The sequence below is a fragment of the Paenibacillus sp. FSL K6-3182 genome (genome assembly GCF_037976325.1).
Lineage (GTDB): Bacteria > Bacillota > Bacilli > Paenibacillales > Paenibacillaceae > Pristimantibacillus.
Window position 1 is genome coordinate 2550313 of record NZ_CP150265.1, and the last position, 19439, is coordinate 2569751.

A 19439-nucleotide genomic window follows, 5' to 3' on the forward strand; every position below is an offset into this window, starting at 1 on the left:
TCAATTATACAAATAAATTTGCGGGGAGTAAAATTAAGTTATCCCATTGAAGGAGTGATATAAAATTGCCATTCATCAGAGTAAGTTACATGGAAAACCAATATGGGAAAGAGCAATTGCCCATCATAAGCCAGGCGATTATGAATGCACTAATTCAGCATTTTAACGTGCCGGAAGATGATTACTTTCAAGTTTTCCATTCACACAAAGAAAGCGAGTTTTATTTTAGCCGGAATTACTTAAATATAGAGCGAAGTAACGGGCTGCTCTATATTCAAATTACGCTCAAATCCGGAAGAAGCACCGAGCAGAAAAAAAGCTTTTACGCAAAGTTAGCCGAACGATTATCAAATACGCTTAACATGAGGAAAGAAGACGTTTTCGTCGTACTGGTCGATACGGAATTCGAGGACTGGACATTCGGTAACGGCGTAGCACAAATGATCGAACGTCCAGACAACTAGGGGGAGGCATAATAATGAAGCATCGAAAAATCAAATCAACTGCCCGAGAATCATTTGGGGATATTGCACCTGCTTTCGTGCGCTATTCGGAAGAAGTACTGTTCGGGGACGTGTGGAGAAGAGAACAATTATCGCTTCGGGAACGCAGTCTCCTTACGATATCAGCGCTAGTCGCCGGAGGACTTACAGAACAGCTTTCATATCATCTCCGCCTTGCAAATGAGAACGGTCTGACCGAAGTAGAGTTGATCGAAGCGTTGACGCATCTCGCGTTTTACGCTGGATGGCCGCGAGCCGCGTCGGCGATTCAAGTTGCGAAGGAAGTATTCGAGGAGAAGACATAAAGATGGAACACGCCAATTCGGGCGTGTTTTTTTGTGTATATGGATGTCCATGGGTTCACTAGAATCATGATATACTAAAGCTTATGGAATAGTTAAGTTGAAGCCTAAGAGGAGGACACAAGCATGTCAACTGTGACCTTTTACCGCGAGGATTCGCTGCCTTTTTTGGAAGCAAAGCGATGTATGAGGAGCGATCTTGCCTATCAAAAGCATTTTCATGAGGAATATTCGATTGGACTTATAGATGAGGGTGAAACGAGCGCATGGTGCGATGGAACGCTGCTTCAGGTTGAAGCGGGAAGAGTCATTAGTTTTCCGCCAAAAATGATGCATGCTTGTCATCCTCTTGATGATATGGAGTGGCAGTACAAGATGCTTTTCATCAAGCCCGAATGGTTTAAAGGCCTTAATCATACAGAGCTTGGCCAGCTTGATATCCCGTACTTGCTGGAAGAGGGTAAAAATAATGCTTGTCGATTGCAAATAAACCGGACGATGGAGGCACTTATTAGCAAAGGTACTCCGCTTGAGATCGAAACGGCTTTAATTGAGCTGGTACAAGCACTCGTTAGTCAGAATACGGAAGATCTTGAACATGAATCACAGCGTAAACAGGATCAAAAGTACGTCAAACTCATTAAAGAGTATCTGCATGCACATTTTGACGAAAATGTTACGTTGGAGCAGCTGGAGAATGAAGCGGGTATCAGCAGATTTCATCTTGTACGTCTATTTAAGAAATGGAGTCATCTGCCTCCGCACGCTTATCAGATTTTGCTGAGAATCAATCATGCAAAGCTGGAATTGACCAAGCAGCGACCAATATCCGAAATTGCAGCAGAAGTGGGCTTTTATGACCAGAGTCACTTTTCGAAAGCATTTGTCAAAATCGTTGGGGCAACGCCGCAAAAATATGCTTTGTCTATTTGAAATTGAGCAATTTTATACAATACCTCTTCCTGTCTACCTTGTAAACTTAGATTTACTTGAATGAAGGAGTGGTAGGACCATTATGCATCACAGATCAGACTTAGAAAAACAATTTACAGCTGCGCTCAAATCTATCGCTCGTCGTCCTGACCTAAAGTCATATGTGGAGCAAACGCCACAGCTTAACCAAATGCTGCGACGTGCAGCTGCGCGGTATGTAACCGGTGAAGCAAGGCAAGATGGAGTTGAAGCAGCAAGCGAGCTTTCCGCCAAAGGATACGCGGTATCACTCGAGTATATCGGCGAGAATACAGCTGATGTCGCTGAATGTGAGGCAGCAGTTACAGAAATGATGACGCTCATCCATGAAGCTCGGCAAAATGAGCTCTCCGCACGAGTATCATTTGATCTATCACATATCGGGCTCTCGCTGGATACGGATCTTGCTTATTCGAATCTTATGAATTTAGCTGGGCAGGCGCAGAAAGCTGGCGTTGAACTATTCATTAGTATGGAAGAGTCCTCGAAGACGGACAGAATACTGTCTATATTTGAGCGAGCTGCTTCTATTTATCCGAATGTCGGCATTACGTTACAGGCGCATTTGAAAAGAACTCCGCAGGATTTGGCAGCTATATCCTCACCTAGCCGTATCCGCATCGTCAAAGGCGCGTATCAAGAATCCAGTGAATACTCGTTACCTCGTTCTCCAGCGCTAAATAATCGTTATGTTGAACTTGCCCAGAGCGCGCTCCGCCAAGGACATCGTGTATCGATCGCTACCCATGATGAGTCCATTATTGAACAACTTCTTAATCAAGGAGTGGGATCAAGCTCTAATGCTGAGTTTGAAATGCTGTATGGCATTCGTCCAGATTTGAGCAGCAAGCTGAAAGCAGCAGGACATCCGATAAGGATTTATCTTACTTATGGACATGAATGGTATTTGTACTTGTGCCATCGCATTGCGGAGTACCCGCCCAATCTTTTTCAAGCTGTTATAGATACGGTAAGTCATGAGGGACTCCAGCCTGTGCAGTCGTATGAGTGAAGGAACTGATTGGAGTGATGCTTTCGTTTTCGCGTGAGAGCAAATATGCTGAAGTACACTATAAAATAATCGTAAAACGCTTGAATTTTCGAGCGTTTTTTTGTTTTTTTGCTTGTTTATAGAAAAATGAGCACCTAAGGAAATTTATTTTATTGTTTGGGAGGTTTTGGGTACATTGGTCTAGAATTATAGATATAAGTAGTTCCAAAGACTATGTTTTAACCGTAAACTAATTTAACTTTCGCTTGATAAACGAACTGGAGAAGCCATAATGATAATTAATAATAACCCATCTGCTATTAACGCTCATAATAGTTTAAAGAAAAATAATATCCAAACGTCTAAAGCATCGGAAAAGCTGTCTTCGGGTCTACGCATTAATCGTGCAGCTGATGATGCAGCAGGACTAGCCATTTCAGAGAAGATGAGAGCTCAAATCAGAGGGTTAGATCAAGCACATAAAAACGTTCAAAATGGTATATCACTTATTCAGACTGCTGAAAGCGGATATCAGGAAATAACGGATATTATTCAACGACAAAGAGAATTGATTATTCAAGGTATGAATGATACGAATACGTTTGAAGACAAGCAGAAAATTGACCAAGAAATTCAACAGCTTAAAGAAGAAATAAATAGAATTGCTACCCAAACGGAATTCAATACCATTAATCTTTTGGGACGAGATGACTATCAAATATTAGCCGACCGTTCAAGTCATACGATTGAAGTAAATACATCGGGACCGTTTCCTCCAACGACTATAATTAATGAACGGACAACATCCTTTTTTCCTATTGGTATGACTGAGGTTCCCGTAACCGCTCAATCTTCGAATACGAATACAACGATCGGTAACGTTAACAATTTTAGCGCTTCAGTCACACCTATTACTTCACCTGATGGACGTGAGGGGTATAACAATTATGAAAAAAATGAACATATCCATACAGAGACAACAACTACAGGTACCTATTATTATGGAAGAGAACTAGTCAGCGATCCTAGATATAAAGAGCTTGATATTAAGCATCTTTCCATTAATAATGTGTTTTTTCAGACTGAGCTTATACCAAGTGGAACGACAGCTGGACAGTACCCTGATTTTGGTGGATTTGAAGATCGGTTCATAACTGTTGAAATAAACGGTATCTCTCATACCCTTGATAACTTTACTTTAACGAGTTCGACTATAACTTCGAGCTCGATTACAGCTGTTTATGAAAAAGATGGTATTGAAATCGAAAAAATTATGTCGACGGATGGGTCGGCTTTTAAAGCAGAGTTTAAAATTAGAAATCATTCCGGTGTAGATGATAAACAAATCAAATTTAGTGCTGGTTTTAAGCCGGAATACGACGGATCATATAATATTTCATCCTCCAGCGGAGTTCCCACAGGCGTTACTGCTAATCAAACGGAAATACCGAGTTCAGGGACTGTGTTTGAACTATCAAACGATCTTGTGAATTACGATTTTTCATTCCTGAATGGCGGAAGCTACGTTAAGCCAAATTCATTAACAACGGGAAGCGATATTTTGCAATCGTCAAACTCTGGCCCCAATGTTATTACTCCATCATGGGAAACGACGGATCTTGATGATGGCGCTGTTTTGGAATTTGGCATTGTGCTAAATCATTTTAATTTTAAGAAAGATGTTTACCTCGTAACGAATAAAACGACAAGCCAAATTGATTCTATTATTGAAACAGTTACTACGGACATAAAGGATGTAGACTATATTCCGCCTCGACTTGATATTCAAATCGGGGCAAATGAAAATCAAACGATGATTATTCCCCTTTTCAGTGTGAAGCTGGAAGGATTGGGTATTGCCAATATGTCTATTTTACCGCCGGCCATACCTAGTGAATCGCTAGCTCAAGCAGATCATGCCATAGCAAGAGTTACAAACTATAGAACGATTTATGGAGCATTGCAAAATCGATTAGAACACACAGCGAACAACTTAGGAAATTATGCCGAAAATTTAACCGCAGCAGAATCACGAATACGTGATGCTGATATGGCAAAAGAGATGATGGATTTAACCAAATCGCGTATTCTGAATCAAACGGCACAAGCTATGCTTGCTCAGGCTAATCAGAATCCACAGGCTATTTTACATTTGTTCCAGTAACATGAAACCTACCTTTATGGTAGGTTTTTCATGTTGTTAGGGCATCTGCATTTTCGCTATTGGTTGTGGATTGGTTAAATGGCTGCCGCATGGCAGGAGGATTGCTTTTAAGAGGATAAGGCATGGAAGAGCAGCAGTGAAAATAGTTTTCGCATGGATCGAGCGCCAATTTTGTTCATTAGATTTGATAGATGATTTTTGACCGTCTTTTCACTGATCACGCATTTTTCGGAGATCTCGCGATTAGTAAATCCATACACAACGGAAAGGATGAGAATTTCTGATTCACGCTGTGTCAGCCGATAACGAGTTGCAAAACTTTGCATTACAGAATTCAATCTTCGAATTAGAAAATCGTTAACATCTTCATTTTCTATATCGTAATTATTATTAAATATCGCTTCATATGACGGTTTCTTCACTTCATAGGAGAGTTTCACTGTGTATGCTTACCTTCTAGTATTAAGCGGATTGAGAAAAACACACTTAAAATGAGAAGCAAACAACCGATTGCGTTCCATACGATCAAAAGCATTTCTACAAGTCTCCCTTGAACTTTTTTACTCTCACCTGCAGAAAAAAACATTGCCACTCTTAATTGTTTATCCAACTTTTCTCATTATAGATAATACGAAAGGCTTATTCTAGATGAAGAAGATCATTAGAAAATCGCTTTTTCGTCATTTTTCGACTGCTTTTACCTCGAACATATGACTTAAGTCATGTTTATGATAAAATAAATGGTAAATCTATCATCCCACTCGGGGGCATTACTATGGATGTACAATTAAATAACAAAATGACTCACATCTTGTTCATCATTGTAATAGGAGCGACGGTTTGCTTATTGTTTCATACGAGCAAGCTATCTGCTTTACTTTTATTGCTGGTATGTACGTATATAGCAATCGTCCTCATTCGAAATTACATCATGAAAATCAATCTCGAGGGATGGACAGGCATCTTATGTTTATCTATACAATTAGCCTTGGCTTCTGTCATATCGATAGGGTCGGAAAGCTTTTTTGCACAAATTTATATTTTAATTCTCGTTGGAGAATTTAGCTTTTATCGCAGCAGAAACCTTTCGATTATCTTTACTACGGTGAGCTATCTCAGTTTTGTGCTAGGACTTTTGGTTTATCACCAATTCCCGCCCTTTAAAGAAATAGCTTATATGTTGCCTCGTATCATCGACTACTTTGCAATTTTTGGGATAAGCCTCCTTGCAAAAATTGCTTTTCAGCAAAAGAATCAGCTGGCTAAAGACAATGAGCAGTTGCGAATCGCATCCATTGAATTAGCAAAGAAAACACAATTACAAGAACGGACTAGAATATCCCGTGACATTCATGATTCCGTTGGACACACGTTGACATCAGCGTTAGCCGGCCTGCAAACAGCAGCACATGCGATTGAGAAAAACAATTATGCGATTGCAAAAGATATGATCAATAGAACGAAAGAATATATTGACAATGGTTTGGATGATGTGCGAAGCTCGGTGCAGCTGCTGCATGAAAATGTTCTAGATCAACCTTTTATACCTGAGCTTATTAAGCTGATCGATGAAACGATGAGACAAACTCAGGTGGAAATTACATGCGAGATTGATGCAGCATTGCCTAAACTGCAGCCAATAGTCGAGATAACGATTTATCGGGCATTGCAAGAAGGCCTTACTAATGGTATTCGGCATGGTTGCAGTACCCATTTTGAGTTTTCGCTAACTTATCGTGAGGGGCAGATCCGGTTTATTTTATCCAATAATGGAAAAGTTCCATCGCAATTTGTTCATGGTTTTGGTTTGAAAGCGATGAATGAGAGAGTAAAGGAAATTGGCGGAGAATTAACGATTTTGAACGAGCGTGCTGCCGATGGTGTAGCACTAGACATAAGCATACCTATTCAGAGGAAAACGATAGAGCGGAGGGAGCAAATTGTCTAAAAGAACGATTGTGATAGCAGACGATCAGCCCTTAATTCGCGATGGTTTGGCAGCTATTTTAAGTATGGAGGAAGAATATTTAGTTGTTGCTACAACGTGTGATGGGTTGGCAACGATAGCGCAAGTGCGATTGCACCGCCCCGAGCTGGTTTTAATGGACATCCATATGCCGAAGTTAGATGGTTTGGAAGCAACAAAACGAATCAAAACTGAGTTTCCGGATACCAAAGTGCTCGTTCTGACAACGTTCGAGGATGAGGAATACATATGGGAAGCGATACGGTATGGAGCTAACGGCTTTTTAGTTAAAGGGGTTGAGACTAAGAAGCTTCTCTCTACGATTCAGGATTGTTTAGAGGAGAGAATCAATTATCCCAGTCGCATTCAGAAACGTCTTGTACAGGCTCTTAACTTTCCAGAACAGCATGAACAAGGATCACCCAATGAAATTTCCGAGCCTTATTCAATCGAGCAGACTGATGACATGCTGAATGGTTTGTCCGCACAGGAACGAAATATTGTAATGCAGTTGAAACAAGGGAAGTCGAATCAAGCTATCGCTTCTGAATTGTTTTTAACGACGGGTACAGTAAAAAATTATTTGAGTGCGATTTACAAAAAACTGAAGGTTTCGAGCCGAACGGAAGCAATCGCATATCTTCATCATTCTTCGGGAACATCATCACCCCCGAGTTCTACGTAGTCGATTGCCGAAAAAGCTGATTTTGGGATAGCCCGAAGTCAGCTTTTTTGCGTAGTCGTACGAAGTATTTTATGATGCGGCGCCATGCTTATTTGTTTAGTTTTTTTCGAAACCATAATCCCGTTCGACCTTGCAAACTCTTGTTTTGTAGCTGCTATACCATTCCGCTATTCCTTGTTGTTGTGCGACCAAATGCCGTTCATTTTGTTTCCATTTTTGAATCGCTTCAAGGGATTCCCAATAAGACACGGTAATGCCTAGCCCTTCTCTCGCACTTTCTACACCAAGATAACCCGGTTGAACGGAAGCAAGCTTCACCATTTCATCCGCCATTTCCTTGTATTGGTTCTCAATTGCTGTTCGTTCTGATGTAAATATGACAGCATAATAAGGCGGTTGTGGCGTTTTAGCAATTTCACTCATGATTTGCCTCCTTGAATTTGTTCATATAAAGTTTAAAGAAAATAATTATACAGTTGTTCTTATCGAAAATAAACAACAGGATGAGCAGAAACCAATATGTGTATTTTGAAAAACATAACGTTTGTGCTATCATAGTTTGTTCCGAATATTAGATTGATGGTAGCAAAAGATTACATATTCCTACACAAATGAGTATTCGAGCAATCACATCAATAGATGAAATTACATTGTTATTAATTCCTTGCCTTGGGAAGTATAACTATGAATGGATTCTAAGAACGACATCGAGAGGGAAACAAATGGAGCAAATGATTCAAGATTTAATTGGTATTGTGAATGATTTTTTATGGTCAAAGCTGTTGATTGTTATGCTTATTGCAATAGGCCTTTACTTCACCCTGCGGTCAAATGTACTGCAATTGCGTATGTTAAAGGAAATGTTCCGTCTGCTGTTTGAGTCCACAAGCGGTCCGCGCGGCAGCATTTCACCATTTCAGGCGTTTTGCATTAGTATGGCAGCTCGTGTAGGAACAGGGAATATTACCGGAATCGCTATCGCGATCGCGTTAGGTGGACCAGGGGCTGTGTTCTGGATGTGGATCATCGCCATTATTGGTTCAGCCTCAAGCTTCGTAGAAAGTACGCTTGCTCAGGTTTACAAGATTAAGGACGGAGAGAGCTTCCGCGGAGGCCCAGCTTATTATATGCAAGCGGGTTTAAAGAAGCGGTGGATGGGCGCCTTATTTGCGATCTTAATTACGCTGTCCTTCGGGCTCGTATTTAATGCTGTACAGTCGAACACGATTACGATTGCTTTTGAGAACTCTTTTGGCACCAATCGAATGGCAGTGGGATTGATTATGACAGCGATATTTGCCGTTATCATTATTGGCGGTGTTAAGCGGATCGCCAAGCTATCCGAATATATTGTGGTTGTGCTGGCGGTTTTGTATATTGGGGTTGCTCTTACGATTGTTGTGATAAATATTACAGATATGCCGGCAGTGCTTGCTTTAATTGTAAAAAATGCGTTCGGAATAGAACAAGTAGCCGGAGGATCACTTGGCGCAGCGCTTATGCATGGCGTAAAACGCGGTTTATTTTCTAACGAAGCAGGGATGGGCAGTGCTCCCAATGCTGCAGCTACCGCAACGACCAGTCATCCGGCGAAGCAAGGCTTGATCCAAGCGCTTGGTGTTCTGTTTGACACCTTAGTCATTTGTACGAGTACAGCATTTATTATTTTGCTGTCAGGCGTGTATGAACAGCAGGGACTAGGCGGAATAGAACTCACGCAAGCAGCTCTGAGCGTACATATGGGTTCATGGGCATCGGGCTTCCTAGCGATCATGGTTTTTCTGTTCGCGTTCAGCACATTGATGGGCAATTATTATTATGGGGAAACGAATATTGAGTTTCTCAACACCAGTAAAGTCTGGTTATGGCTATACCGCATTTGTGTGCTGGCGATGGTCATTTTCGGGTCGGTTGCCAAAGTGCAGCTTGTCTGGGATTTAGCAGATTTGTTCATGGGACTGATGGTGGTGGTCAATCTCATCGCCATTACTCTTTTATCACGAATCGCCTTTGATGTGCTGCGTAATTATATGCAGCAGAAGAAGGCAGGGCGTGATCCGCAATTTGTGAAGAGCAGCGTCAAAGGTTTGGAAGACGTGGAATGCTGGGATGACAAAGACGTCAAATAGAAAGATTCATTTTTAAAAATAATAATTGGATAGCCAAAAGCAGTTTACTTCTATATTCTTCAGGAGTAAGCTGTTTTTATTTATATGAAGATATTGTCTATTTGGAAAACGAAGCTTATCCTAAGCGGCTCAGTTTTATTTGAATGGGTTGATAATCGATGAAATATCCGAACGGAATGAGGCGAAATATGATGGACATAACAAAATTTTGTGAAGGTATCAGGCTTGATGAATCGGCTCAGCAGCATATGTTTGCCTACCGTATGATGGAAGAGGAATACAAGGCATACAAACAGCATTTTCAATTAGATCGAGACTCTTTTTTTGAGACTGTAAAGCAAACAGGGAGCTATCGAAAATTATTATTATATTTATTTATAAGATTTGCAGTAGATGCCTATGAGGAGTATCGAATTCGAGGGATTGAGGATGTCGTTTATTACGATACCTTCTCTGATATCCAGATTTGGAGCCAAAACTGTTTGCGTGATTACGGTGAATACGGAATTGAAGAATACAACTGGATGAAGGAGCATGTTCAGTTGCGCTTATTCCGATTGGGAAGATTACAGTTTCAGCCACTCGCTCTGAATTCTGATGTAGTAATTAACGGGCAAAAGGTAGTTAAAGATCAAATTGTGCTCAATGTACATATTCCATCCGGAGAGCCTCTTGACCCTCAAAGTGTAGAAAAGTCATTTGTTTTGGCAAGAGCTTTTTTTAGAGGAATATCTCCGGTGTATGTTTGTCATTCATGGCTGCTTTATCCGGAGTTAAGTGAAGTATTAAGCGTTGATTCCAATATCATACAGTTTCAAAAGCACTTTTACATTTATGATGTTGATGCAGCCTCAAGGGAAGCAGAACAAAGGATATTCAACCAATTGAAAGACAATCCATTCGAATATGAAGAGCAAACTAGTTTACAGCGCAGCGCCAAAGCTTATTTGGTTGCAGGTCACAAGCTGGGGAGCGGTTATGGGATCAAAATAAATGGGGAGAGTTAGTATTTTTTTTCTGTAAGTATTGGTCATTGTCTGGTTTTTAGCTTATAGAAGTGGTTGAGGAAGATTAAACTTGAGCAATATGAGAAGATAGACTCGGTACATCATATAAATCGGAAAGGAGACCTGCCTATGCGCTACCTTTATGAGTTTATCGAGCATCAAGATGACCTGCCGATTCGTCTGTTCGTCAACAGTGTTGCACATGTTCATTTTCATTGGCATAAGGAAATTGAAATTATATATGTGCTGCAGGGCTCTGTCACCATCTATTTGGACCAACATCAGTATTTATTGCAGCAGGACGATATCATCGTTGTCAGCAGCATGTCTGTACACAAAATCGAACGAACGAGTCAGGACAATGTGCTGCTGACATTGCAGTTTAACCCGGAATTGATGGATGAGGGCTCGTTTATCGGATGCAATTCCTTGCAACAGACGGATGAAAACCGTGAAAATTATGATAAAATTCGCCGCTGCTTGGCGCAGATGGCATGGGAAGCAAGCAAGAAAGCTCCTGGCTGCCGCAACTATTCATTGGGTTTTCTCCATATGTTGATTGGCCATTTGCTGCGTTATTTTTCAACAGGCCTAATCGAAGCAACACTCTCGGAGGGAAAGGCTTTTGACTATAAACGGCTTAATCGCGTGCTCCAGTTCGTGGACCGCCATTACAGTCAGAAGATATCATTGCAAACGATTGCCGATCAAGAGCATTTAAGCCTGCATTATTTCTCTCATTTCTTCAGTGATAAAATCGGCATCCCATTCCAGAAGTATTTAACATTGGTCCGTTTGGAGAAAGCAGTCATTGAATTGACGGAGTCCAGCAAAAGCATGACGCAAATCGCGCATGACTGCGGATTCGCTAATGTGAAGCTGTTCAATAAATATTTCAAAGAGAAGTACGAATGTACTCCAAGCGCGTTTCGGGAAGCAGTGTCTTCAGCTATGCCTGCCTCGCCTGCGAGGAAGCCGATTACTTACGAGGAATCGTCAAGCAGTGATTATTATGAAACCGACACTATTCTTGCGATGGAATCATTGTACCGTTATTTGGAGCGGGATGAAGAAGGAACGAACGCACTGGTAGCGAAGAGTGTTGTTTATACCAAGGTTGACATTAAAGTACGCGTGGATGAATCAGGCCAACCATTCGTGCCCCATTGGAATCGGATAACTACTGCCGGCAGAGCTATAGAAGGGCTGCGAGCGGATTGGCAGGAGCAATTTCTGGAATTGCAGCGAAACCTAGCATTCACTCATATACGCTTCCATGGCGTATTTAATGACGAGATGATGATATACAACGAGACGGATGACGGCGAACCAATCTATAATTGGGCCTATGTTGATAAGCTATATGACTTTTTACTTCAATCGGGCATACGTCCTTTTGTAGAATTGGGCTTCATGCCAACGCTGCTGCGCCGTTCAAGCGAAACTATTTTTTTGTGGAAGGGCAATATCGCTCCTCCAGCTATCCAGAACAAGTGGGATTCGCTTGTCCGTCAGTTTGTTCGCCATTGCTTGAATCGTTACGGAATTGATGAAGTAAAGAAGTGGTATTTTGAGGTGTGGAACGAGCCTGATCTGGCTGGCGTTTGCTGGGCGGGAACGAAGGAGCAGTATTTTGAATTTTACAAATCAACTGCCTTTTCGATCAAATCGATAAATCTTGAACTGAAGGTAGGCGGCCCTGCGCTTGGATATGGATCACTTTGGAATGAAAGTTGGGCGACTGATTTTATGTCTTATTGCCGTGCTGGGAATGTACCCATTGATTTTTTCTCATTCCATGTTTATTCCGAATATCCGAATCTGAAGGACGAGGCTGACACGTTGACGACGATTATGCCGCCATCATTCTATCTCGACAGCGTGAATAAGTTAAGATCGCAAATTGGAGCATATGAAGCCCCGCCTATGGAGCTTCATATGACGGAGTGGAACTTCTCCCTCTATGACCGAAATTTGGTGCATGATACGATGTTTATGGCATCGTTTGTCATCCATCAAGCTCTTCAGACGTTAGGCACAATGAATTCGATTGCCTTCTGGTCATTCACTGACGTTTTTGAAGAAAGCCATGTCCCACCGTCCATTTTCTATGGAGGTTTCGGTTTAATTAATAGAAACGGCCTCAAGAAGCCTAGCTATTATGCATTTGAACTGCTTGCCAAGCTGGGAGAGAAGATTGTGACTCGAGGGGATGGTTATATCGTAACGAGTCATAATGATGGGAGCCTGCAAATTTTAATGTACCATTATGTGCATGTGGATCAACTATTCGCAAGCGGCGATTGGTCAGGTCTGACGGAAAAAAGCCGATACTCCATCTTTGAAGAAAAGGGTGACAAAGCATTTCTAATAAAGCTGCAAGGCTTGAAAAGCAGCTATAAAATGACGAGCTATCAGCTTGACCGAGAGCATGGCTCTGCTTTTGATGAATGGATTCGAATGGGAACGCCTGTATACCCATCGAAGGAGGAACTCAATTATTTGCAAGGCAAAACCGGTCCCGAAATGAAGACGGAGCTTATAACCGATGCGGAAAGCTATGAACATACATTCGTAGTTCCGCCTCACGGGGTTAGGTTAATTACGTTGTTAAAGCAATATTGAGCATGTCACAAGCTCTAAAAGCCAGCGCCCCAGCTATCGAGGGGTGTTTTTTGCTGTGCAATTCAAACACTTAGATGCAACTCTATGGCTTTCGAGAGCGATTCGACAAAAAACAGACCATCATGCGGCAAATAAGAACAAGAAAGCGCTAACAAATGATTTTATACTAAGTAAGCAATCACAAACAGAGCAGAATATAACATGTAGGGGGAATGAAAATGGATCGATTGATGAAGTGGATGACCGAGAAATTCGCGCCTCGACTCGAAGCATTTACCAAAAATGTATGGGTGGATTCAATTCAAGAAGCGATTATGGTCACACTGCCGATGATTTTCATCGGTTCACTGATTACGCTTGTTTCTATTTTGAAGGATTATATACCGGGAATGCCTGATTTGACGCCAATAACAACGTTTAGCTTCGGGCTTCTCGGCATTTTTATCGCTTTTCTCACACCTTACATGGTCATGCAGAAGAAGGAACGCCATAAAATTAAGCTGATTGCAGGTGCGACTGGTTTGTCGCTGTTCCTCATGCTGCTTAAGCCTACGTTCGGAGATGACGGAACAGTCAAGTTTGTGCTTGAGCGATTTGGACCGTCTGGGATGATCACAGCACTCTTAGTGGGAATTTCAGTAGCAGCTGTCATGAATGCGTTTAACCGCTTCTCTTGGTTCAAGAAAGATACAAATCTGCCAGAATTTATTGTGGACTGGTTTGACTTTCTCGTCCCTATCGCTTTGATTCTGACAGGTGGCTGGCTTCTTATTTATCAGCTGCACTTCGATATTTTCGCTCTAATCGTGAGCTTGTTTGAGCCGCTTAACACAATTAGCCAAAGCTTGGCAGGCTTCGTCTTGTTTAATTTCGTTGGTGTTGTACTCTATTCCTTTGGCGTGAGCCCGTGGGTAATCACTCCGATATTATATTCCATATGGATTCCTGCCATCGAGGAAAATGCTGCTTTGGTTGCACAAGGGATGGAGCCCGTGAACATCAATACGTTTGAAACTTTTTTCTCCGGCTGGGTAGGGGTCGGCGGTCTCGGCGCAACATTGCCGCTTGTTATTTGGTTCCTATTTGCAAAGTCGAAAAAATTGAGTTCAATCGGCAAGGCGACTATCGTCCCTTCACTGTTCAATATTAATGAGCCTGTCATTTATGGCGCGCCGATTGCTTTTAATCCGTTATTGATGGTGCCGATGTGGATTAACGGCATTATAACGCCAATTATAGTATACATCGTGCTGGATCTCGGCCTTGTGGACATCCCAAGTAAAGTGTTTCAACTGTGGTATACGCCAATCGGCTTGTCCACGTATTTATTGTCTGGCTTAAACGGACTTTTATTGCTTGCCCTAGTTTTGTTTGTTATTTTCGTCGTTTGGTTTCCGTTTTTTAAAGTTTACGACATGCAGGAGCTAAAGAAGGAACAGCAAGAAGCCGAAGGGCAAGAAGGATAGGCAAGATAGGAAAGAGGAGGATTACAAGATGAAGCAAGCAACAGAAACGATATTGAGAGCAATGACGCTGGAAGAAAAAGCTGATCTATGCGCCGGTCTAAACATGTGGATGACGAAGGAGATCGATCGTCTGGGGATCCCGTCTATCCATATGTACGATGGAACGAATGGCATACGTAAAACAAATAGTGACGAAGAAATAGGCATTACAGGCGAAAATTTACCAGCCACTTGTTATCCAACAGGCTCGGCTATCGGATCTTCGTGGAATGTGGAGCTACTGCATGAGGTTGGAGTCGCTCTTGGAAAGGAAGGGAGACAGATGGGCGTTCAGTTGCTTCTTGGACCTGGGATAAACATGAAGCGAACCCCTCTGGGTGGACGAAACTTCGAATATTATTCAGAGGATCCATGCCTGTCAGGGGAGCTTGGAGCCTCCTTCGTAAACGGCTTGCAAAGCCAAGGCGTCGGTGCGTCGGTTAAACATTTTGCTTGTAATAATCAAGAGTATGAAAAGATGGTAACAAGTTCGGAGGTTGATGAGCGGACACTGCGCGAAATTTATTTGAGCGCTTTCGAGCGGATAGTTAAAAAATCAAATCCGTGGACAATTATGTGTTCCTATAATCTGGTTAACGGTTCCTATGCAAGTGAAAACGAACATTTGCTGAACGATATTTTACGTGAAGAATGGGGATATGAAGGGGTCGTTTTGTCCGACTGGACAGCTGTCAATGATCGCATTCGCGGTCTTAAGGCAGGCCTAGATTTAGAAATGCCTGGGCCAGCCCATTACAATAGGAAAGCTATTGTTGAAGCTGTACAGGCAGGCAAGCTTGAAGAAGCTCTACTTGATAAGGTTGTCGGCCGAATCATCGAGTTGGTGCAAAAAACGACCGAAACAGGTATAAATAGAAACGAACAAGCAGCTATCGATTATCATGAATTGGCAAGGAAAGCGGCGTCAGAGAGCATTGTGCTGCTTAAAAACGATAATGATATTCTTCCGATTAACACGGCGAAGACAGCATCAGTTGCTATCATAGGAAAGTTCGCGAAGCAGCCGAGAATCCAAGGAGCTGGCAGTGCTAAAGTAACACCTTCCCGAGTTGATATTCCTTGGGAGGAAATGTGTAGAATTGCAGGTGATTCAATTGTACTGTCCTATGCAGAGGGTTATCCTACGGACGAAAGCGTGGATGAACGCCTCATCGAAGAAAGCGTCGAACTTGCGGCGAAGGCGGATATAGCGATTCTGTTTGTGGGACAACCTGAATATGCAGAATCCGAAATGCATGATTTAGAAGGTATTCATCTACCTATGCATCAAATTAAGCTAATTGAAGCCGTTTCCACAGTACAACCGAAATGCGTAGTCGTCACAAGCAGCGGATCAGCGCTTGCGATGCGTCCGTGGGTGCAGCATGTACCTGGCGTCCTTCATTCATGGCTTGCCGGACAAGGCAGCGGCAAAGCGATAGCCGACATTTTATTCGGGAACGTGAATCCTTCTGGTAAATTATCTGAGACTTTCCCTGTTAAGCTGTCCGATAATCCATCGTATATGCGTGTGCGGGGTGAAAATGGGAAGCTGTTTTACCGAGAGGGCTTGTTCGTTGGATATCGTTATTACGACAAGAAGGAGATTGTTCCGCAATTTTCTTTCGGGCACGGCTTATCGTATACGTCCTTCGTTTACTCAAATTTGAAGGCGATACAGCAAGAGGGTAAAATAACTGTCACTTGCAGTGTCGAAAATACAGGAGATGTGTTTGGCAAGGAAGTGGTGCAGTTGTATGTTCATGACGAGGAATGCGATTGGGTTCGTCCTGAAAAAGAGCTTAAGGCATTCACTAAGCTCGCCCTTGAGCCTGGCGAGAAGCAGGAAGTTTGTTTCTTACTCGAAGAGAGAGATCTTGCTTATTATAATACGAAATATAACAAATGGGTCGCAGAGACAGGTTATTATGAATTCGTAATCGGCAGTTCATCACGGGATATCCGCATTCGGGAGAGAGTGCTGTGTGATTTCGGCAGCGAAGAAATCGCTCTTCATAAGTTCAGTTTATTAAATGACTGGCTCAATCATCAAAGAGCGAAGCTGATTCTGACCGACTGCATTAACGAGATGAATCGCCATGTGTCCGACAAGGTATACTTAAATGAGGAGTTTGTCGGATTCTGGGGAGACTTTCCAGCCATTAAAATCATTCAAATGTTTGGTCAAAAATGGTTGACCGACAGATCGCCTGATCAAGTTATGGAGCAATTAATTCAAACGTTTGAGCTTGAACGGCATGATCGATAACAATGGATGTCAAAGGTTTAGAATAAGCAAAAAACAAGCGGCCTATAGAAGGACCGCTTGTTTGGTTTATGTCACCACATCAACAGCTGAAAATAAGTAGTTATTATTTCTGATCTTAGGCTGTTCTGGCCATGGTAATCTTCAAATCAATTAGAAGTAGAAAAGGAGTGTCCGTAAAGTTAGTATTATTGACTTGTAGGACACTCTTTTTTTGAAATTAAATTTAGTTATTGCTTAATTCAGGTTTCTTCTCTTTGCAATATGATGAAGCTCGCAGATGATAAATGCTTATGTTTTTGTTCGATAATACGCTCAACTTTGTAGTTGCTATAGGCTTTCAAATGATTTAAAATATCCCGATCTCGAATCGTCGGCACGAAGTTTGGCTCGTCGGCGCTAGTAATTCGCGTATATAAAATGACATGCTCCGCCTCGCATGAGAAAATGTCGTTCAATGTTTTGTTGAAATCATGGTCATCCGTAATATGGTAAAGAACGTCTAAACAAACGACGAGCTCGCATGTTAGATAACCATGGTTAACGAAGTGTCGAGGGTTGTAGGCGAGAAAGCTTTTGGAGCGATCACCGGCAAATATTTGCGCGCAAATATCGATGGAGGAATTGGCTACGTCCAAACCTAAATACTGTTCATAGCTCATTAACGATATTTGGTTTCCATCCCCGCATCCGAATTCGATTACCTTTTGAATCCCGTGTTCGCTTATAAAAGAATTAATTACCTCCGCTTTAAAGTCCGCCAGCACACCGTAAGAACCGCTGCCTGATGTGCCGCCTTGGGAGTAATTGTTGTCCCAATACGTCTTATAGTCAAATGGCGTCTTTTGTTCTTCGGTCATGTTGATCATTAGCCTCCTTTTATTTCATCCATTTCCTTGGCATCCACCATTATATGTATAACAGCTTTTAAGTGAACCGAAGCAAAGTCCTTATAATAGAAAACAACAAAATACTCAAAAAATAATAAAGAAAAAACTAAAAATGTGTTTTTAGTTGTTATTAGTTGTTTTTATGTTGACTTTGTAAAGGTAGGTGAGTATGATAAACATGGAAATCATGAGTCGGATTGGGGCAGCACTTAATTCATATAGAAGAGGAGAAATGATGAATGGAGAAAATAGCACGGGTGTTCATTATAGGTTGGGATGGAGCAGGGAATTTCGTGAAAGATGCGCATACACCTCATTTGGATCGATTAATTCGTACAGGTACGTTCACATTTGACGCTCAAACGGTCTCACCAACGATTAGTGCGCAATGCTGGGGATCGCTTCTTCACGGAGTAGGCCCTGAAAAACATGGTCTTACGAATGATATCGCCAGTGAACATGCGTTTCCCGAGCAATCGCAATATCCTTCCATTTTTCGAATCGTTCGGGATAACATGCCGGATGCCAAAATGGCGGCGTACAGCGTCTGGAATCCAATTAACGATGGCATTATCGAATCGACGATCGATGTGCATAAAGTATCGATGAATGACCGTGAGCTTTCGCTTGCGGCTGCTGAATATATTAAGGGGAATCCCGATGTGTTGCTGATGTTTATCGGCTTAGACTTGCCCGATGGAGCGGGGCACCAGCATGGATTCAATACACCTGAGCAGCTGCTTGCCATAGAAGAGACGGACGAAAGTACAGGAATCATATTACAAGCTATTGAAGAAACGGGGCTTCTGAAAGACAGCTTGATTATTGTCGTTTCCGATCATGGGGGCGGCGGAGAGCAGGCTTATCAGCATGGCAGCGATCACCCACTGGACAAAACGATCTTCTGGGGCTGCACTGGTCCTGGAATTAAACATAATGCCACGCTTCAAGGTGAGCTTATGATTACAGATACGGCGGCAGTTGTTCTCCACGCACTAGGGCTGAATGCAAGAAGCTGGGAAGCCAAGCTGCCTGAAGGCCTTTTTAATCCTTGATCTTATTTATTCAAAAGCTGAGCTTACCCAATAAACAGCGCGCCCTTAACTAAGGAACGCGCTGTTTTTTTGGGGATATAGACAAATCATTACTAAATACGTAATAAAAGAAGAGCTATTTTCGCTAAAATAGGTGGCCTTGCGAGTGAATCTGACAACATAAACAGGGGCATACAATCTGCACTTTAGAACTGCGAAAATTGCAAAAATAAGTCATTTAAAATAATAATTAACTGCTGTTGACTTCCTTCTAACGAGGAGGTAATATAATTTTTACAACATTGTATACGCTTACATTTTAAATAAATTTGTGAATACATATAGTAAGGAGGAGGTGTGTTTATAATTATCAGAAAATTCAAACAATGTTTTGGAGTAT

At 42.0% G+C, this 19439-nt stretch carries 16 protein-coding genes; 13 read left to right on the forward strand and 3 right to left on the reverse strand.

From position 1 onward, the window contains the following. The first annotated feature begins 65 nt into the window (after positions 1-65). The 5 genes from MHH56_RS10825 to MHH56_RS10845 all read left to right on the forward strand — a co-directional run bounded on the left by MHH56_RS10825 (position 66) and on the right by MHH56_RS10845 (position 4932). On the forward strand, positions 66-464 hold the full coding sequence (locus MHH56_RS10825; RefSeq protein WP_339208183.1) for a tautomerase family protein: 399 nt from the start codon (positions 66-68) through the stop codon (positions 462-464). 14 nt (positions 465-478) lie between these two features. Further along, a complete protein-coding gene (locus MHH56_RS10830; RefSeq protein WP_339208184.1) occupies positions 479-808 on the forward strand; it encodes a carboxymuconolactone decarboxylase family protein in 330 nt (109 codons plus the stop codon). A gap of 123 nt (positions 809-931) precedes the next feature. Then, entirely contained in the window at positions 932-1738 is an 807-nt protein-coding gene (locus MHH56_RS10835) for an AraC family transcriptional regulator (RefSeq protein WP_339208185.1), read from the forward strand. 82 nt (positions 1739-1820) lie between these two features. Continuing rightward, positions 1821-2789, forward strand: a complete 969-nt coding sequence (locus MHH56_RS10840) for a proline dehydrogenase family protein (protein WP_339208186.1) — start codon at positions 1821-1823, stop codon at positions 2787-2789. Between the two features lie 271 nt (positions 2790-3060). Beyond that, on the forward strand, positions 3061-4932 hold the full coding sequence (locus MHH56_RS10845) for a flagellin (protein ID WP_339208187.1): 1872 nt from the start codon (positions 3061-3063) through the stop codon (positions 4930-4932). A gap of 107 nt (positions 4933-5039) precedes the next feature. Here the strand turns inward: MHH56_RS10845 and MHH56_RS10850 are convergent, their stop codons facing one another. Next, positions 5040-5354: a LuxR C-terminal-related transcriptional regulator gene (locus tag MHH56_RS10850; RefSeq protein WP_339208188.1), complete on the reverse strand. Its 315-nt coding sequence runs from the start codon at positions 5352-5354 to the stop codon at positions 5040-5042. A 353-nt stretch (positions 5355-5707) separates the two neighbouring features. On the opposite strand from MHH56_RS10850, the gene MHH56_RS10855 reads away from it, so the two are divergent. After that, positions 5708-6880: a sensor histidine kinase gene (locus MHH56_RS10855; RefSeq protein WP_339208189.1), complete on the forward strand. Its 1173-nt coding sequence runs from the start codon at positions 5708-5710 to the stop codon at positions 6878-6880. After that, entirely contained in the window at positions 6873-7583 is a 711-nt protein-coding gene (locus tag MHH56_RS10860; RefSeq protein WP_339208190.1) for a response regulator transcription factor, read from the forward strand. The genes MHH56_RS10855 and MHH56_RS10860 overlap by 8 nt, the downstream gene beginning before the upstream one ends. A 96-nt stretch (positions 7584-7679) precedes the next feature. On the opposite strand, the gene MHH56_RS10865 is transcribed toward MHH56_RS10860, so the two are convergent. Then, positions 7680-8006 carry an antibiotic biosynthesis monooxygenase gene (locus tag MHH56_RS10865; RefSeq protein WP_339208191.1) on the reverse strand — a complete coding sequence of 109 codons (327 nt, stop codon included), beginning with the start codon at positions 8004-8006 and terminating at the stop codon, positions 7680-7682. Between the two features lie 299 nt (positions 8007-8305). Between MHH56_RS10865 and MHH56_RS10870 the strand changes: the two genes are divergently transcribed. From MHH56_RS10870 to MHH56_RS10890, 5 genes are all read left to right on the forward strand, one after another. Next, positions 8306-9712, forward strand: coding sequence for an alanine/glycine:cation symporter family protein (locus MHH56_RS10870; protein ID WP_339208192.1), 1407 nt, complete (start codon positions 8306-8308; stop codon positions 9710-9712). A gap of 188 nt (positions 9713-9900) precedes the next feature. Continuing rightward, positions 9901-10719 carry an acyltransferase domain-containing protein gene (locus MHH56_RS10875; RefSeq protein WP_339208193.1) on the forward strand — a complete coding sequence of 273 codons (819 nt, stop codon included), beginning with the start codon at positions 9901-9903 and terminating at the stop codon, positions 10717-10719. Between the two features lie 129 nt (positions 10720-10848). Then, positions 10849-13344 (forward strand): helix-turn-helix domain-containing protein, encoded by a 2496-nt coding sequence (locus MHH56_RS10880; protein WP_339208194.1) that lies wholly within the window; start codon positions 10849-10851, stop codon positions 13342-13344. 218 nt (positions 13345-13562) lie between these two features. Next, positions 13563-14810, forward strand: coding sequence for a PTS transporter subunit EIIC (locus tag MHH56_RS10885; RefSeq protein WP_339208196.1), 1248 nt, complete (start codon positions 13563-13565; stop codon positions 14808-14810). Positions 14811-14838: 28 nt separating this feature from the next. Continuing rightward, positions 14839-17118 carry a glycoside hydrolase family 3 C-terminal domain-containing protein gene (locus MHH56_RS10890; RefSeq protein ID WP_339208197.1) on the forward strand — a complete coding sequence of 760 codons (2280 nt, stop codon included), beginning with the start codon at positions 14839-14841 and terminating at the stop codon, positions 17116-17118. Between the two features lie 239 nt (positions 17119-17357). Here MHH56_RS10890 and MHH56_RS10895 read toward each other — a convergent pair whose 3' ends face one another. Next, positions 17358-17975, reverse strand: a complete 618-nt coding sequence (locus MHH56_RS10895; RefSeq protein ID WP_339208198.1) for a methyltransferase domain-containing protein — start codon at positions 17973-17975, stop codon at positions 17358-17360. 269 nt (positions 17976-18244) lie between these two features. On the opposite strand from MHH56_RS10895, the gene MHH56_RS10900 reads away from it, so the two are divergent. After that, on the forward strand, positions 18245-19060 hold the full coding sequence (locus MHH56_RS10900; RefSeq protein WP_339208199.1) for an alkaline phosphatase family protein: 816 nt from the start codon (positions 18245-18247) through the stop codon (positions 19058-19060). Positions 19061-19439 lie beyond the last annotated feature (379 nt).

Coding starts and splice junctions, on each gene's coding strand:
- MHH56_RS10880 (WP_339208194.1), top strand. CDS start 10,849: ATGCGCTACCTTTATGAGTTTATCGAGCATCAAGATGACCTGCCGATT.
- MHH56_RS10830 (WP_339208184.1), top strand. CDS start 479: ATGAAGCATCGAAAAATCAAATCAACTGCCCGAGAATCATTTGGGGAT.
- MHH56_RS10870 (WP_339208192.1), top strand. CDS start 8,306: ATGGAGCAAATGATTCAAGATTTAATTGGTATTGTGAATGATTTTTTA.
- MHH56_RS10890 (WP_339208197.1), top strand. CDS start 14,839: ATGAAGCAAGCAACAGAAACGATATTGAGAGCAATGACGCTGGAAGAA.
- MHH56_RS10885 (WP_339208196.1), top strand. CDS start 13,563: ATGGATCGATTGATGAAGTGGATGACCGAGAAATTCGCGCCTCGACTC.
- MHH56_RS10865 (WP_339208191.1), bottom strand. CDS start 8,006: ATGAGTGAAATTGCTAAAACGCCACAACCGCCTTATTATGCTGTCATA.
- MHH56_RS10855 (WP_339208189.1), top strand. CDS start 5,708: ATGGATGTACAATTAAATAACAAAATGACTCACATCTTGTTCATCATT.
- MHH56_RS10845 (WP_339208187.1), top strand. CDS start 3,061: ATGATAATTAATAATAACCCATCTGCTATTAACGCTCATAATAGTTTA.
- MHH56_RS10875 (WP_339208193.1), top strand. CDS start 9,901: ATGATGGACATAACAAAATTTTGTGAAGGTATCAGGCTTGATGAATCG.
- MHH56_RS10900 (WP_339208199.1), top strand. CDS start 18,245: ATGGAGAAAATAGCACGGGTGTTCATTATAGGTTGGGATGGAGCAGGG.
- MHH56_RS10835 (WP_339208185.1), top strand. CDS start 932: ATGTCAACTGTGACCTTTTACCGCGAGGATTCGCTGCCTTTTTTGGAA.
- MHH56_RS10895 (WP_339208198.1), bottom strand. CDS start 17,975: ATGACCGAAGAACAAAAGACGCCATTTGACTATAAGACGTATTGGGAC.
- MHH56_RS10840 (WP_339208186.1), top strand. CDS start 1,821: ATGCATCACAGATCAGACTTAGAAAAACAATTTACAGCTGCGCTCAAA.